This window comes from Bacillus sp. ISL-7 (genome assembly GCF_018613065.1).
In genome coordinates, this window is sequence record NZ_JAGGQW010000048.1 from 24,435 (window position 1) to 39,317 (window position 14,883).

Here is a 14,883-nt window from a genome sequence, read left to right on the forward strand (position 1 = left end):
AGAGGAAATGGAACTGATCAAAAAACCGGCTTTCCGAAAAATCGTGCTTCTATTTGGAGGGATTGCATTATTTCTCCTACCGTTTGGAATCGTAAATCCGTACTTTATGTATATTATTAATCTGATCTTAATTTATGCCATTCTAGCTTTAGGTCTTGATCTCATTGTTGGCTATACGGGCCAGGTTTCTGTTGGCCATGGGGCATTCTTTGGAATAGGGGCCTATGTAGCTGCGATCCTGGCTAAAAACTTAGGTTTCTCATTATGGTTAACACTGCCATTCTCGATTATCATCACTGCGATTATCGGGTTTATCATTGGATTTATTGGGTTGAAATTAATCGAAGAATACCTGGTAATGGCCACCCTCGCGTTTGGAACCATTATCTGGCTAGTTTTTCTAAATTGGACCGATTTAACGGGAGGCCCAATGGGAATTGCAGGAATATCAGCTCCTCCAACTATTAAATTGGGAACCTTGGAATTTCCGTTTATACAATACCATGACTATTACCCATTATTATTAATCTTCGTATATCTAGGCATCTTAATTACTAGATTAATTATCAAGTCCGGATTTGGCCGTGCCTGTACGGCAATCCGTGATGATGAACTGGCCGCCCAAGCGATGGGAATCCCGGTATTTAAAACAAAAGTAAATATGTTTACCATTTCGGCGGCATTCTGTGGTGCTGCGGGTGCATTATATGCCCATTTCCTTCATGTCGTCAGTCCGGAAACTTTTGCTTTTGGCATGTCTGTAACTATTTTAACGATGGTCATGATCGGAGGTCAAGGATCAATTGCAGGAGCGATTATTGGAGCGGCGATACTCACAGTTTCCTCCGAGGCATTAAGGGAAACACCAGAATTGAGAATGTTAATTTATGGCTTCTTGATCGTCATTATGATCATGTTTTTTCCAAAGGGAATCATGGGTTTGTTCCAAATTTCCAAGCAGCGTCTTTTAAAGAGAGGTATTCAAGTTGAAAAAACCGTTATCGAGAAAGAGGGGTTGAGTTATGAGCAGTAATCTTGTTGATGATTCAGCCATTTTAACAATCAAGCATCTCTCAAAATCTTTTGGAGGCGTTAAGGCGGTCAACAATCTATCATTTTCTGTTAAAGAAAATAACATCCATGCGATCATTGGTCCCAATGGAGCTGGGAAGAGTACGCTATTCAACTTGATTACGGGTGTAATTACCCCTGATGAAGGGAAGATTCAGTTATTTAATCAAGATATTACATCGTTGAGACCTGATAAAATTGCGGAGCGTAGGGTATCACGAACCTTCCAAAATATTAGACTATTTCCGGATATGACTGTGTTTGAAACCGTATTAATTGGAACCTATCTTCTGACAGGAGGAAAGCTGCTGCCTGCGGTATTCCGTACTAAAAGCTTCAGAAAAAAGGAACGGGAAGCAAAACAACGAATTGAAGAAATTATAAAATTCGTTGGACTGTGGGAAATGCGCCATGAGTATGCAGCCCGGTTATCTTATGGAAATCAAAGGCGGGTGGAAATTGCTCGTGCTTTGGCAACAAACCCTGATCTATTATTACTGGATGAGCCGACAGCAGGTATGAATCAGAAAGAGACAAAAGAGCTTATGCAGCTATTTTCCCAGGTAAATAATCAGGGCATCACCATTTTAATTATTGCCCACGACATGCATCTCGTAAATACGTTGTCCAACCAAATCACCGTGATTAATTTTGGAGAAAAGTTGGTTGAAGGTCCTCCTGAAATGATTCAGAGTCATCCAGCAGTATTGGAAGCCTATATGGGGAGGGCTGAAGCAAATGCTTAATGTTGAAAATGTAAGTACCTATTATGGGCAGATTTGTGCCTTAGACAATGTGAGTTTGATTGTAGAAGAAAAGGAAGCCGTTTCGGTAATCGGTGCCAATGGTGCAGGAAAAAGCACTCTCTTGAAAACAATTATCGGCGAGCTCCGTCCGAAAAGCGGCAATATTAAGCTTTCAGGTAAATCTATTATTAAAGAAAAAACGTTTAAGCTTGTCAACCGCGGCATGACTCTTGTGCCAGAAGGCCGCCATGTTTTTCCTTTACTTTCTGTATGGGACAATTTGCTGTTAGGAGGTTATACACTTCCCGCGAAGGAACGTCAGCAAAGAGCGGAAGAGGTTACAGAGCCGTTTCCTATCCTCCGCGACAGAAGAGATCAACTAGCAGGGTTGCTTTCGGGTGGAGAGCAGCAAATGCTGGCGATAGCCCGTGCAATGATGACAAAGCCGAAGCTATTACTACTTGATGAGCCATCCATGGGTTTGTCCCCAAAACTAGTTTTTGAAGTATATGACAAAATTACTGAATTACATCGACAGGGTACGACTATTTTATTAGTTGATCAAAATGCGGAAATGGCCATTGACTTTTGCAGCCGTGGGTATGTGCTGATGGCGGGGCGTTTAGCAGGTCACGGGACAAAAAAAGATCTAAAGGAAAGCGAAATTGTCCAGCGTTCTTATCTGGGATAAAAAATACCTTTAACTATTACTGGTAATATTGACAATTTTCGGAAAAAACTATATATTTTGTTTAGGGAACAATTAAGGATTAATTCCTTAAATAATACAATCTAACTTTAGGGAGGAAAATTAAATATGTCAGTCCATGGTGAGACCAAAAAAGTAGAGATTCAGAGATTCAGAAAGTTTAAAACAGATCAGTTTTATCCAAAAAATTTAGGAAAACCGGAACACCACATTGCTAACGAATTTAGTATGGCTGTTAGAGCCGGGAATCGCATTTTTTTAAGAGGGCAAACAGGCTTTGATTTAGATGGAAATTTTCATGGTATTGGTGATGTAGAAGCACAGGCAGAAATGGCATGTACTTGTGTAAAGCAGCTAATCGAAGAGGCTGGAGGCACGATTCAAGATATTTGTAAAATTACTGTTTATTTAATGAATCGTGAAGATCGCAGTAAAGTGTATCCAGTCATCGGAAAACATTTCAAAGATGTTTATCCATGCAGTACCGGATTACTAGTCAGCGGCTTTGCAATGCCTGAAATGCTAATGGAGATCGATGTTGAGGCCGTTATTAGTGAGTAAAGTTTTTTTATTGTGATTTATTACTTTTCATAATAAAAATAGTAATAAATAAAATGAAGATTATTTCAGCAAGGGGGGATTTTTTTGACATTTTCGGTAGCAGGCCGCTGTTCATCCACCGGTGCGTTCGGAGTCATTGTTACTTCCAGCAGTCCATCGGTTGGGGCAAGGTGCCCATGGGCAAAGACTGGAGTAGGTGCTATTTTAACACAAAATGTTACCGATCCTAGATTAGCAACGATTGGATTATCTGTGTTGGAGAACGGGTTTGATGCCCAATCAGCTATACGGTCGATGAAGGAGGCTTCACCCTATCCAGAGTATCGACAAATAGCAGTGGTGGATGCGAAAGGTAATTCAGCTGCCTTCACAGGAAGCAGGGCGCTGGGTGTACATGGAGAATTTTGTGATAAAAATGTTGCCAGTATCGGTAATCTGCTCAGCGATCCCACAATCCCGGAAGCAATGGGGCGCGAATTTTTACGCACGGAAGGACACCATTTGGCTGAAAGATTAATTTTGGCGATTGAAAAAGGCTTCCAGATGGGTGGAGAGCTTGATCAGGAGCATTCGATTGGACTTCTGGTATTCACTGATGAACCGTTTGCATATGTAGATTTACGAATCGATTATAGTGAAAATCCGCTGGAAGATTTAAAGAAACTATGGGAATTATACGAACCACAGGCAAACGACTATAAGGTAAGAGCCGTAGTCCCGAAGTTGGCTCCTTCCTATGGGGTAAAAGGTGACGAGTAACTTAATTTAACAATAACACATGGGGAACATTATTCTTGATCCCTATGTGTTATTTTTTTTGAAATACAAGATGCTCCTGATATCGATATGATCGGGATTTTTTTAAGAAAAGGCTATGTTAAAGCTCATTGTTGATTTTGGCACAAGTTGATTGGAGCGGAAGGCGCGAAGACTCCTGCGGGAGATAGTGGGCCCCCTCTGATTATTTCTGCTTCCTTCGATATAATTCCATTGATTTATAGCCTTCTCCAAGAACCGTCTCCATTTCTAACAAACGCTTATCTTGAGTTTCTTTTCTTTTCGCACTATAGACATAACGGGCCCAATCCTTTTGATATCCAAAAGTTAATTGACTATAAGCTCCCAATAGATCCTCATTTTTGTTTAAGTACTGTTTAATATCATCCACATGAACAATATAGTCATCCACACATTGGCTAGATTTACTGCTGTCAGCCTTTTTTGTCTTTTTTGGGGCAGACTTTAAGCCCACCACTGTAAAAACATCGTTTAGACTGACCATTCTAGAAAACTTTATATCACTTTCAAGCGTATATCCCTCAACATCCATAGCAACTACGTTTAACAAGCTGTCGCGTTCAATGTATTCTTTATATTTTGGATTATTCTTCTTTGGATAGGCAAAATACAAATAACCATTTTTCTCGAGTAATTGGTTTGCAATAACCGATTGAAGTTGCCGCGAAAATTCCTCTAAACTAAAAACGAACATAAATATAAGATCATATTTATCGTTATTAATAGATGAGTCATAGTCTAATTCATTAAAGTCATCCAAATCTTCCGGTTTCTGCAGAACAAGCTTCCGTCGATATTTATTCAAATTTAGCTTTTCAACAACACTTTTCGGTGAATTCATGTGTTTAACTCCTTCGTAATATTAATTCAGTAACTCGGGATTAATCAGGTTCCTTGGGCGTTTCCCCGTTAGTCCTGCTAGTAAATTCTCGACTGCAAGCTTGGCCATTTTAAATTCCGTTTCGAAAGTGGATGACCCAATATGCGGGGTTGTCACCACATTTGGAAATTGGAGAAGCGGATGGTCCGCTTTGACTGGCTCACTTTGGAAAACGTCTAATGCCGCTCCGTGAATCTCGTTCGTTCTTAATGCTTCAATTAGTGCCTTTTCATCAACTGTTTTTCCGCGGGAACCATTCACGAAAATAGCAGACTTTTTCATCAATTTAAATTCCCGTGCACCCATTAAATTTTCTGTTTCACGTGTGAGCGGTGTCATTAAACAAACAAAATCACTTTCCATAAGTAAGCGGTCAAGCTCTGTGTAGACAGCGTGATATTTTTCCTCAGCCTCCAGATTGCGCGTGCGATTATGGTACAGGATATTCATATCAAAGCCTAAATGCCCGCGTTTCGCAATTAATGACCCGATTTTTCCCATCCCAATAATTCCTAAGGTTTTATGATGAACATCAATGGCATATTCATTTCTAGTTAAATGCTGCTTCCAATTTCCGACCTTCACGAACTGGTCCAATTCAGGGATACGTCTAGCCGCCGCAAGAAGTAGCCCGAAAATCGCATCAGCGGTAGTATCTTCAAGTACACCGGGTGTATTTGTTCCCATAACACCGTGTTTTGTCATCTCATCAATGGAAAGGTTATTAAATCCAGTTGAGTTATTAGAAACAATTTTTAAATTTGGGGCATGATCTAGTAATTCTTTGTCGACTGGAAGGGCAAGACCGACAATACCCACAGCTTGCTTGAGGGCCTGTAAAAAAGCCGGGTCTGTTTTGGGATTTATTCTTTCAAAAATTTCAACGTCAAAACTGTCTCTTAAACGATCTAGGGTCTCAGAGAATTCAAAATTATAAGCAAGTATTTTTCTTTTCATCGTTATTGAGTTCTCCTTTTGTAGCTGTAAGTATGAATATATTTTTAAAGTGACATAGAATTTTTAAAGAGTCAACAATTCAGAAAATATTGGAATCGAAAATTGATAAAAAAACCATGGGAATCACGACATTTGAAAGTTAGCAATTTTTTTGATGAATCAAGATTATAGTAGTATATCAAAAAGAATCTATTTGTGTAAGCGCTCAACAAAATCTTTAATAATCTACTCATAATTATCAAATCTAAATTTATACGATTTTACCGTGTTAAATAAGTGTCATGCTGAATTCGCTTACATTTTTAGACTAAATCTTTTTTAAGATAATAGTAGCGTTAGCTTGGAATAAATATTTTTGTAAGAAAGGAATTTTTTGTTTCAGTGTATGACATCTTATGTTAGAATACATAACATAGTAATTGTTTTAAAATTCACATTTTTTCAAATAAACTAAAACAAAATAGGAGGTGGTATCTTGGAAAACGAAAATCCATCCTATCGTGATCAAAAGGTTATCACCATAGGAATTGTGACAGAATTAACAGGTCTTTCAAGCAGACAAATTCATTATTATGAAACCCGGAAGCTAATTTTTCCAGATAGGACCCCAAATGGGACCCGTAAGTATTCATTTGCGGATATTGAAAGACTGATTGAAATAGCGGAAAAAATAGAAGAAGGGGTACAAACGCTCGAAATTCGCAGGGATTTAGCGAAACGGGAAAAACATAAGATGATTATAGGTCAAATCAATTCCCATTTTAATCGGAACGGACCAATAAAATAACGAGGTTTTGGAAGATTAACGCGCATTAAAGAGCGAGGTTCATATACTGGGCCTGCTCTTTTTTTAGTGTCATCGCCGACATTTTTGAAAAATTTAGCTATCCAAATTTTTAATCATTTCTATTAATCGTTATAATTGGAGTAATCAATAAATTTTTACATGTGAATCATTCGCAGGAATGAAAAATGAAAGGTGGATGTAAATGAAATATAACTTTGATGAAATTGTCAACCGAAGAGGAACCTATTCAATCAAATGGGATGGCGGGGATTTAATTAAACAGATTGGTCTGACGGAACGATATGACGATGAGACGATTCCGTTGTTTACAGCTGATATGGATTTACCAGTGCCTCAGCCGTTAGTAGATGCCTTACATAAGACGGTCGATCACCGCATTTTCGGATATACCATCTTTCCAAAAGAGTATTTTGAAGCCATCCAGCATTGGTTTAAAAAGAGACATGATTGGGATATTCCGCAGGAAGAAATCAGCTTTAGTCCAGGAACTGTCCATGCCTTGAATGTTGCTGTCAAAGCATTGACCAATCCAGGAGATGGCATCATTATCCAACGACCGGTTTATCCTCCGTTTACTTCGGCGATTGAAGCCAACGGACGAAAAGTTCGGAATAATGCACTTAAAGCGAATAGCGAAGGCTATTATCAAATCGATTTCGAGGATTTTGAAGCGAAGGCAAAAGAAGAAACGACGAAAATGTTCATTCTATGTAACCCTCATAATCCAACTGGCAGAGTTTTTACTCGGGAAGAACTAAGGAAATTAGCCGATATTTGTGCGGAAAATGATGTCCTTATCGTTGCTGACGAAATTCATGGAGATTTAGTACGACGTAATCAAACATTTATTCCGATGGCAAAAGCTAGCGTACATAGTGATCGTATTATTACTTTTACTGCCATCAATAAAACATTCAATGTTGCTGGGCTTCATTGTACAAATGTAATCATCTCAAATCCTGAACTTAGAAAAACCTTTAATACTGTTATGGGGATGCATTTACCCTCACCTTTTACCGTTTCTGCACTGATAGCCGTATACAATGAGGGTGAAGATTGGTTAGAACAATTAAAGGAATATATCGATGGGACAATGGAATGGGCAGTCCAATTCTTAGCGGCGAAAATGCCGAAAGTTAAGGTAAGAATCCCAGAGGGAACTTATATTATGTGGCTGGATTTTAGTGAGTATGGACTAACCCCAGAAGAAGTCCACAATCGAATTTATAATAAAGCAAATGTTCTACTGGAAGATGGGAAGATGTTTGGTAAAGAAGGGTTACAATGGCAAAGAATTTGTATCCCGTCCCCTCGTCCATTAATCCAGGAAGCATTTGAAAGGATTGCAAGAGAATTCGAGGATGTCAATTAATAGGTGAAGTTATAACCAAAACCACTTGTTTCTATATTCCAAGTGGTTTTGTCTTGTGGAAAAGGTGAGGAAAAGTTATAGGATATTTAATATTGAAATATAAATTAGTTAAAAAATGAAAAGTGAATTTTTCCTTTAATGAATGCATTTCTAAAGTATGGATAAAATAATAGCATTAATATTATTGATTTTTTTAATCCAAATCTCTATTTTTTCAATAAATCATAAACATCAAAATTATTATATTATGCATATTATTAAACTTTTTTGTATATTCATATAGTTTAATCTCTTTTTTCTGTTAACTATCTGTGATATATTAAATAAGTAAATTTGCTATATTCAGCAAGTGAGAACAATCTGAAAATTAAGGGGAGAATGAAATGAAAAAGTTAGGTCTATTAAGTTTGTTATTAATCCTTTCAATCTTTATCGCGGCTTGTGGAAGCAAAGACACAGCAGACGAGAAAGAAAAAGGTGGAAAAGTATATAAAGTTGGTGTTGATACAACTTATCCGCCGTTTGAATTTAAAGAAGGTAACGATTATAAGGGGATTGATATTGAGTTAATCGATGCAATTGCTAAAAACCAAGACTTTAAAATCGAACTTTCCCCAATGGATTTCGGTGGTATCATCCCAGCGATGCAAGCAAATCAGCTAGATGTGGCTATTGCCGGAATGAGTATTACGGATGAAAGAAAAAAGGTAGTAGATTTCTCAACACCATATTTTGATGCAGGGTTAACAGTGGTTGTTAAAAAGGATAATACAAGTATTAAATCAGTCGAAAACCTAAAAGGCAAAAAAATTGCTGTTAAAAAAGGTACAACTGGTGCAAAATATGCACAAGATAATGCTGCGAAATTAGGAATTACTGTTGTTCAATTTAATGATAGCCCTGCCATGTTCCAAGAGGTATCTAACGGAAATGCAGATGCACTTATTGAAGATTATCCTGTAATTTCGTATGCAATTGCCCAAAAAGACCTTGGATTAAAAATCGTCGGTGATCGCTTAAATGGAGATCAATATGGAATTGCTGTTCTAAAAGGACAAAACGCGGATCTTTTGAAAAAAATTAACAATGGTCTTGCTAAGTTAAAGAAAGATGGTACGTATGATAAAATTATTAAAACGTATCTAGGTGAGTAGAGGATACGAAATGATTAAGCGCGCTTAATGCGCGCTTTCTTTTTGAAAGGGGATGAACAGGATGGATATTATTTCTGCAGCACTGCCAATGTTATTAAATGGTCTTCAAGTGACCCTATATATATTTGTAATTGCCATTATTCTAGGTTTTTTAATTGGTTTAGTCATAGCGTTATTTCGTTTAGCTCCGATCAAGATCTTGAATTGGATTTCTAAGGTTTATGTTGATGCCATTCGTGGAACACCATTTATTGTGCAATTGTTTTTTATTTATTTCGGTGTAAATTCTCTACAAGTGGTGTCCCTAAATAGCACTACTGCTGGGATCATCACTGTTGCCATTAATGCGGGTGCATATTTTGCTGAGATTATCAGAGCGGGAATTCAATCAATTGATAAAGGACAAACAGAAGCAGCAAGATCGATCGGTTTTACAGGCGCACAAACCATGCGATATGTGGTGCTTCCACAGGCCTTTAGAAGAATGCTTCCTACGATTACAAACCAATCCATTATCAGTTTAAAGGATACGTCACTTTTATCTGTAATTGGGATTGCAGATTTAACACAGCAAGGACAAATTCAAGCTTCTGCCACCTTCGAAGCATTTAAGATTTGGCTGGCTGTAGGTATCATTTACTTTATTATTATTTATTTATTAACCATGCTTGCTAATTTCATCGAAAGGAGGATTCAGCTTAGATGAGCATGATCACAGTTAAAAACTTACGAAAATCGTTCGGTAATGTTGAGGTATTAAAAGATATCAATGCAGAAGTTAAAGAAAAAGAGGTAGTTTGTGTTATTGGTCCATCTGGCTCAGGTAAAAGTACGTTCCTTCGATGTTTAAATCGCCTTGAAGACATTTCAGGCGGAGAGGTAGTCATAAACGGACAGGATATAACAGACCCAAAAATCAATATTAACAAAGTAAGACAAGAAGTAGGAATGGTGTTTCAGCAATTTAATCTGTTTCCTCATAAAAGTGTATTAGAGAACATCACCATGGGACCTATTAAAATTCACAATATTGATAAAGCAGCTTCTGAAAAATTGGCATTTGATCTATTAGATAAAGTGGGGCTAAGAGAAAAAGCAAATAGCTTTCCAGGGGAACTATCTGGGGGGCAAAAACAGCGCGTTGCGATTGCAAGGGCACTAGCCATGAATCCAAAAATAATGCTCTTTGACGAACCGACATCTGCACTTGACCCTGAAATGGTTGGTGATGTTTTAGAAGTAATGAAACAGCTTGCTATAGAAGGTATGACAATGGTTGTGGTTACCCATGAAATGGGTTTTGCCAGGGAAGTTGGCGATCGGGTCATCTTCATGGACGGTGGCTACATTGTTGAAGAAAATGAACCGAATGAGTTATTCAGTAACCCTCAGCATGAACGAACCCAAGCGTTTTTAAGCAAGGTACTTTAAACTACAATATGGTTTTCCAACTGAATTAGGAAAACATGTTTGCAAATTACCTGTAATACATTTTTTTAATTGAGGCGTAGCATATATAAGCCATTAAATACTAGAGGATGAATGAATCTAGTATTTGATGGCTTATTTTTATTTTCTATATTAGTGGTCCTTGTTGGAGAGGATACCTATGATGTTTGAAAAATACCTGCGGTTTATTATTCCTATTTCGTTCTACTCCTAGATAACTCCATTGATTTAAAACCCACCGCTTTTGATATTCATTTTGAACAGAAATTTAAAAAGCAATGTTGTTTAATAAATGAAAGGATGGACAACCTATAAAAGTTATTTTTAACTTTTTCACAGGAGAGCAAGTTAGTTAGTTTTTAACTTTACATCTGTAATATCATTAGGAGTGAGTTGAGTGAAAAGAGATAAAAGTGCTTATTTTCATTTACTACTTATCTTGATTGTAATTGCCGTTTTTAGTTGGTCAATCTATAAGCCAGCAGGATATTTAATATGGGCGATGGAAGTACTTCCTGCCATCGTGATATGTATGATCGTAGTTATTACCTATAATAAGTTTCGTCTTACTTCGCTATCCTATATCATAATTGCCATTCTTTCGATTCTTACCTTCATTGGTGGTCATTATACTTACGCAAAGGTTCCACTTTTTACTTGGATAAAAGATTATTTTGAATTAAACCGAAACCACTATGATCGCTTTGGTCATTTCTTAAAAGGATTGTTTGCCATTGTAATAAGAGAAATATTAATCCGAAAAAGAGTGACTAAAAAAGGTCCTTGGTTAATTTCTGTGATATTAAGTTTTTCACTCGCAATTGGAGCTATGTATGAAATTATCGAATGGTTATCGACTAAATTAACAAAGAACAGAAAGACTTCCACTGAGTTTTTAGGAGCACAAGGTGATATTTGGGACGCACAATGGGATATGTTGTTAACCTTTATTGGTTCAATCTTCGCGTTACTCATCTTATCAAAAGTACATAACAGTCTATTAGAAAAAATTAAGGGAATGAAATATAAGAAAGATAGAGGGATTAGACCGTAACCCTCTTTCAAATAATGTCACAGTCACTAACTGTTCGTTTTCAATAACCGTACATATACAATCGATAAATTCATTTATTGAATACTATTCTGATATAATAAAATAGTTGTAAGTGTTTTCAGGTAATATAGTATTACACCAAATACATACCAATATTATCATTGGTAACCATTGTTATATAAGGACATAGTCCTATTTTTAGTAAAATTAATCACAATTCACAATTTGTTCAACACTTCACAAATTGTTATTCAAAATACATGTTATGATAAATCCATAAACAAACAAGGAGTGATAAGACATGATGGTATGTGAATGGAAAACCTTCTCTACAGATTCTGAAACTTATACCCTAGAAGTATTTGAAGAAGCAGTTGGGGATGAATTTGAGGCAATGTATCTTAAAGAAAATGAAGAAATCCCCGCCTATATCTGGACCGTGAATTACGTGGTTATTGTTAAAAAGTATTCGAAGGTTCTAACTGACATTTTATTTGAAAAGATTCCACGCAATCCAGTTTGTGAATAAAAATCAAGTAGAGTGTTATTATTTTTAGTCACAAATGTGAAATTTTTCACAAACATTACGATACATGCATCCAGAAAATCCCAGCTTGATTGTGTATTATTTTTTAAAAATACTTGTGAAAAACTTCACAAACACTTAATCAAATGGAGGTATTACGATGGCAGTAGTAGAAAAGGCAGTTAAAGAAAATCAAACGGTAACACAAATGGTTAACGTTTTGGTGGAAAATGGTCTAAAAGCATTGAAAGAATTCCGAAGCTTCGACCAAGAAATGATTAATAATATTGTTAAAGAAATGGCCTTGGCCGGTCTTGATCAGCATATGCCACTTGCAAAGCTAGCCGTTGAAGAAACAGGAAGAGGCGTGTACGAAGATAAAATCATCAAGAACATGTTTGCTACTGAATATGTCTATCATAATATCAAATATGATAAAACCGTTGGTATCATTAACGAAAATGAACATGAAGGAATGATTGAAATTGCGGAACCGGTTGGGGTGATTGCAGGAGTTACACCTGTAACCAATCCAACATCGACCACCATGTTTAAAGCACTCATTTCGATAAAAACAAGAAATCCAATCATTTTTGCCTTCCATCCATCAGCACAGAAATGCAGTAGTGAAGCAGCCAGAGTGCTTAGAGATGCTGCAATCAAGGCGGGTGCACCAGAAAATTGCATTCAATGGATTGAAACACCGTCGCTTGAAGCAACACAAGCCTTAATGAACCACTCAAAAATATCTTTAATTCTTGCCACTGGTGGTGCGGGGATGGTTAAATCTGCTTACAGTTCAGGTAAGCCAGCACTCGGAGTTGGGCCAGGAAATGTCCCTTGTTATATTGAAAAAACAGCCAATCTTCATCAGGCAGTTAATGACTTAATTTTATCAAAAACGTTTGATAATGGAATGATTTGCGCCTCCGAACAAGCAGTTATTATTGATAAAGAAATATACGACGTTGTAAAACAAGAAATGATTGCAAATAATTGTTATTTTTTAAATGAAGAAGAAAAAGCGAAGGTTGAAAAATTAGTTATTAATGAGCAATCCTGTGCTGTTAATCCAGTAATTGTTGGGATGGCTGCTTCAAAGATTGCACAGTTAGCAGGAGTAAAGGTTCCTGATGATACAAAAATCCTTATTGCAGAATTAAAAGGTGTAGGACCAGGATACCCACTTTCAAGGGAAAAATTGAGCCCAGTGCTTGCTTGTTACAAGGTAAGTGGTCTTGAGGAAGGATTAAAACGGGCCGAAGAAATGCTGGAGTTCGGCGGGCTAGGTCATTCAGCTGTTATTCATACCACTGATCAAACAGTGATTAAGAAGTTTGGACTGCGGATGAGAGCGGGACGTATTATTGTCAACGCCCCATCTTCACAAGGTGCGATCGGTGATATCTACAATGCCTATATGCCGTCCTTAACCCTCGGATGTGGAACGTATGGTGGAAATTCTGTCTCTACAAATGTAGGTACTATTCACTTAATTAATATTAAAAAAGTGGCGAAAAGGAATATTAATATGCAATGGTTTAAAGTTCCATCTAAAATTTATTTCGAGAAAAATTCAACTCAATATCTTGCCAAAATGCCGAAAATTTCGAAAGCATTTATTGTTACTGACCCTGGAATGGTAAAATTAGGATATGTGGATAAAGTCCTTTACTATTTAAGAAAGCGTCAAGATTATGTTCACTGCGAAATTTTCTCAGAGGTTGAACCAGACCCATCGATTGAAACAGTGATGAAAGGTGCAGAAATGATGGCTAACTTCCAGCCAGATGTTATCATTGCGCTTGGCGGTGGCTCTGCAATGGATGCGGCTAAAGGAATGTGGCTATTCTATGAACATCCAGATACAGAATTCTTTGGCTTGAAACAAAAGTTCTTAGATATTCGAAAACGAATTGTTAAATATCCGAATCTCGGCCAAAGGGCACAATTTGTGGCCATTCCTACCACCTCTGGAACAGGCTCGGAGGTAACGTCATTCTCGGTTATTACGGATAAAGAGGCCAATATTAAATATCCGCTTGCTGATTATGAATTGACTCCTGACGTAGCCATTATCGATCCGCAGTTTGTGATGACGGTGCCTAAACATATTACTGCTGATACGGGATTGGACGTGTTGACACATGCGATTGAAGCATTTGTATCCTGTATGGCCAATGATTTCACGGATGGCCTTGCAATAAAAGCAATCCAGCTTGTATTTGAATACCTGCCTAGAGCCTACAAAAACGGTCAGGATGAAGAAGCGCGCGAAAAGGTCCATAATGCTTCAACCATTGCCGGCATGGCCTTTGCAAATGCATTTTTAGGCATTAATCATAGTCTTGCACATAAGCTGGGAGCGGAATTCCATATCGCCCACGGACGGGCAAATGCTGTACTTATGCCACATGTGATTCGCTATAATGCGACTAAACCGAAGAAATTCACAGCCTTTCCGAAGTACAATCATTTCAAAGCTGACAAACGGTATGCTGAAATTGCTAGAATACTAGATTTACCTGCTAGTTCTACTGAGGAAGGTGTAGAGAGCCTCGTTCAAGCCATTATTAAATTGGCGAAGGAACTTGAAGTTCCAATGAGCCTTGAAGCAAATAATATAAATAAAATCGAGTTCGAAAGCAAGGTTGACTATTTAGCAGACCGGGCCTTCGAAGACCAATGTACCACTGCAAACCCTAAGCTTCCATTAGTAACAGAATTGGCTGAAATTTACCGCCAAGCCTATAAAGGGGTATAATAATCATTGCCAATACGAAAAATCAAACTAATTG

At 37.4% G+C, this 14,883-nt stretch carries 15 protein-coding genes; 13 read left to right on the top strand and 2 right to left on the bottom strand.

Going from position 1 to position 14,883, the window contains the following annotated elements; genetic code table 11:
* Window positions 1–7: 7 nt before the first annotated feature.
* The 5 genes from J7E66_RS19975 (at window position 8) to J7E66_RS19995 (ending at window position 3,846) form a co-directional block, all read left to right on the top strand.
* Window positions 8–1,033: a branched-chain amino acid ABC transporter permease gene (locus J7E66_RS19975; RefSeq protein WP_215003075.1), complete on the top strand. Its 1,026-nt coding sequence runs from the start codon at window positions 8–10 to the stop codon at window positions 1,031–1,033.
* Window positions 1,023–1,817 carry an ABC transporter ATP-binding protein gene (locus J7E66_RS19980; RefSeq protein ID WP_215003077.1) on the top strand — a complete coding sequence of 265 codons (795 nt, stop codon included), beginning with the start codon at window positions 1,023–1,025 and terminating at the stop codon, window positions 1,815–1,817. Before J7E66_RS19975 ends, J7E66_RS19980 begins: the two co-directional genes overlap by 11 nt.
* Window positions 1,810–2,508, top strand: coding sequence for an ABC transporter ATP-binding protein (locus tag J7E66_RS19985; protein WP_215003079.1), 699 nt, complete (start codon window positions 1,810–1,812; stop codon window positions 2,506–2,508). Before J7E66_RS19980 ends, J7E66_RS19985 begins: the two co-directional genes overlap by 8 nt.
* Before the next feature lie 126 nt (window positions 2,509–2,634).
* Window positions 2,635–3,087: a RidA family protein gene (locus J7E66_RS19990; protein WP_215003081.1), complete on the top strand. Its 453-nt coding sequence runs from the start codon at window positions 2,635–2,637 to the stop codon at window positions 3,085–3,087.
* Between the two features lie 84 nt (window positions 3,088–3,171).
* Entirely contained in the window at window positions 3,172–3,846 is a 675-nt protein-coding gene (locus tag J7E66_RS19995) for a DUF1028 domain-containing protein (protein ID WP_251033029.1), read from the top strand.
* A gap of 202 nt (window positions 3,847–4,048) precedes the next feature.
* Here the strand turns inward: J7E66_RS19995 and J7E66_RS20000 are convergent, their stop codons facing one another.
* The gene (locus tag J7E66_RS20000; RefSeq protein WP_215003083.1) at window positions 4,049–4,726 is read right to left on the bottom strand and encodes a YdeI/OmpD-associated family protein; all 678 of its coding nucleotides are present in this window, start codon (window positions 4,724–4,726) and stop codon (window positions 4,049–4,051) included.
* 21 nt (window positions 4,727–4,747) lie between these two features.
* Entirely contained in the window at window positions 4,748–5,722 is a 975-nt protein-coding gene (locus J7E66_RS20005) for a 2-hydroxyacid dehydrogenase (protein ID WP_215003085.1), read from the bottom strand.
* 475 nt (window positions 5,723–6,197) lie between these two features.
* Between J7E66_RS20005 and J7E66_RS20010 the strand changes: the two genes are divergently transcribed.
* The 8 genes from J7E66_RS20010 to adhE all read left to right on the top strand — a co-directional run bounded on the left by J7E66_RS20010 (window position 6,198) and on the right by adhE (window position 14,849).
* Window positions 6,198–6,509 (top strand): MerR family transcriptional regulator, encoded by a 312-nt coding sequence (locus J7E66_RS20010; RefSeq protein WP_215003087.1) that lies wholly within the window; start codon window positions 6,198–6,200, stop codon window positions 6,507–6,509.
* Between the two features lie 202 nt (window positions 6,510–6,711).
* Entirely contained in the window at window positions 6,712–7,902 is a 1,191-nt protein-coding gene (locus tag J7E66_RS20015) for a MalY/PatB family protein (RefSeq protein WP_215003089.1), read from the top strand.
* 383 nt (window positions 7,903–8,285) lie between these two features.
* Window positions 8,286–9,056: a transporter substrate-binding domain-containing protein gene (locus tag J7E66_RS20020; protein ID WP_215003091.1), complete on the top strand. Its 771-nt coding sequence runs from the start codon at window positions 8,286–8,288 to the stop codon at window positions 9,054–9,056.
* 61 nt (window positions 9,057–9,117) lie between these two features.
* Window positions 9,118–9,762 carry an amino acid ABC transporter permease gene (locus J7E66_RS20025; protein ID WP_215003093.1) on the top strand — a complete coding sequence of 215 codons (645 nt, stop codon included), beginning with the start codon at window positions 9,118–9,120 and terminating at the stop codon, window positions 9,760–9,762.
* Window positions 9,759–10,487, top strand: coding sequence for an amino acid ABC transporter ATP-binding protein (locus tag J7E66_RS20030; protein ID WP_285289236.1), 729 nt, complete (start codon window positions 9,759–9,761; stop codon window positions 10,485–10,487). Before J7E66_RS20025 ends, J7E66_RS20030 begins: the two co-directional genes overlap by 4 nt.
* A 415-nt stretch (window positions 10,488–10,902) precedes the next feature.
* Entirely contained in the window at window positions 10,903–11,559 is a 657-nt protein-coding gene (locus tag J7E66_RS20035) for a DUF2238 domain-containing protein (protein WP_215003094.1), read from the top strand.
* A 301-nt stretch (window positions 11,560–11,860) separates the two neighbouring features.
* Entirely contained in the window at window positions 11,861–12,088 is a 228-nt protein-coding gene (locus J7E66_RS20040; protein ID WP_215003096.1) for a hypothetical protein, read from the top strand.
* A 157-nt stretch (window positions 12,089–12,245) separates the two neighbouring features.
* Window positions 12,246–14,849, top strand: a complete 2,604-nt coding sequence (gene adhE, locus J7E66_RS20045; protein ID WP_215003098.1) for a bifunctional acetaldehyde-CoA/alcohol dehydrogenase — start codon at window positions 12,246–12,248, stop codon at window positions 14,847–14,849.
* Window positions 14,850–14,883: the final 34 nt, after the last annotated feature.

Bases quoted from the DNA above. Each gene is read 5' to 3' on its own strand.
- J7E66_RS19975 (WP_215003075.1), top strand. From the start codon at position 8: ATGGAACTGATCAAAAAACCGGCTTTCCGAAAAATCGTGCTTCTATTT.
- J7E66_RS20040 (WP_215003096.1), top strand. From the start codon at position 11,861: ATGATGGTATGTGAATGGAAAACCTTCTCTACAGATTCTGAAACTTAT.
- J7E66_RS20030 (WP_285289236.1), top strand. From the start codon at position 9,759: ATGAGCATGATCACAGTTAAAAACTTACGAAAATCGTTCGGTAATGTT.
- J7E66_RS20020 (WP_215003091.1), top strand. From the start codon at position 8,286: ATGAAAAAGTTAGGTCTATTAAGTTTGTTATTAATCCTTTCAATCTTT.
- J7E66_RS20000 (WP_215003083.1), bottom strand. From the start codon at position 4,726: ATGAATTCACCGAAAAGTGTTGTTGAAAAGCTAAATTTGAATAAATAT.
- J7E66_RS20005 (WP_215003085.1), bottom strand. From the start codon at position 5,722: ATGAAAAGAAAAATACTTGCTTATAATTTTGAATTCTCTGAGACCCTA.
- J7E66_RS20025 (WP_215003093.1), top strand. From the start codon at position 9,118: ATGGATATTATTTCTGCAGCACTGCCAATGTTATTAAATGGTCTTCAA.
- J7E66_RS19980 (WP_215003077.1), top strand. From the start codon at position 1,023: ATGAGCAGTAATCTTGTTGATGATTCAGCCATTTTAACAATCAAGCAT.
- adhE (WP_215003098.1), top strand. From the start codon at position 12,246: ATGGCAGTAGTAGAAAAGGCAGTTAAAGAAAATCAAACGGTAACACAA.
- J7E66_RS20015 (WP_215003089.1), top strand. From the start codon at position 6,712: ATGAAATATAACTTTGATGAAATTGTCAACCGAAGAGGAACCTATTCA.
- J7E66_RS19990 (WP_215003081.1), top strand. From the start codon at position 2,635: ATGTCAGTCCATGGTGAGACCAAAAAAGTAGAGATTCAGAGATTCAGA.
- J7E66_RS19985 (WP_215003079.1), top strand. From the start codon at position 1,810: ATGCTTAATGTTGAAAATGTAAGTACCTATTATGGGCAGATTTGTGCC.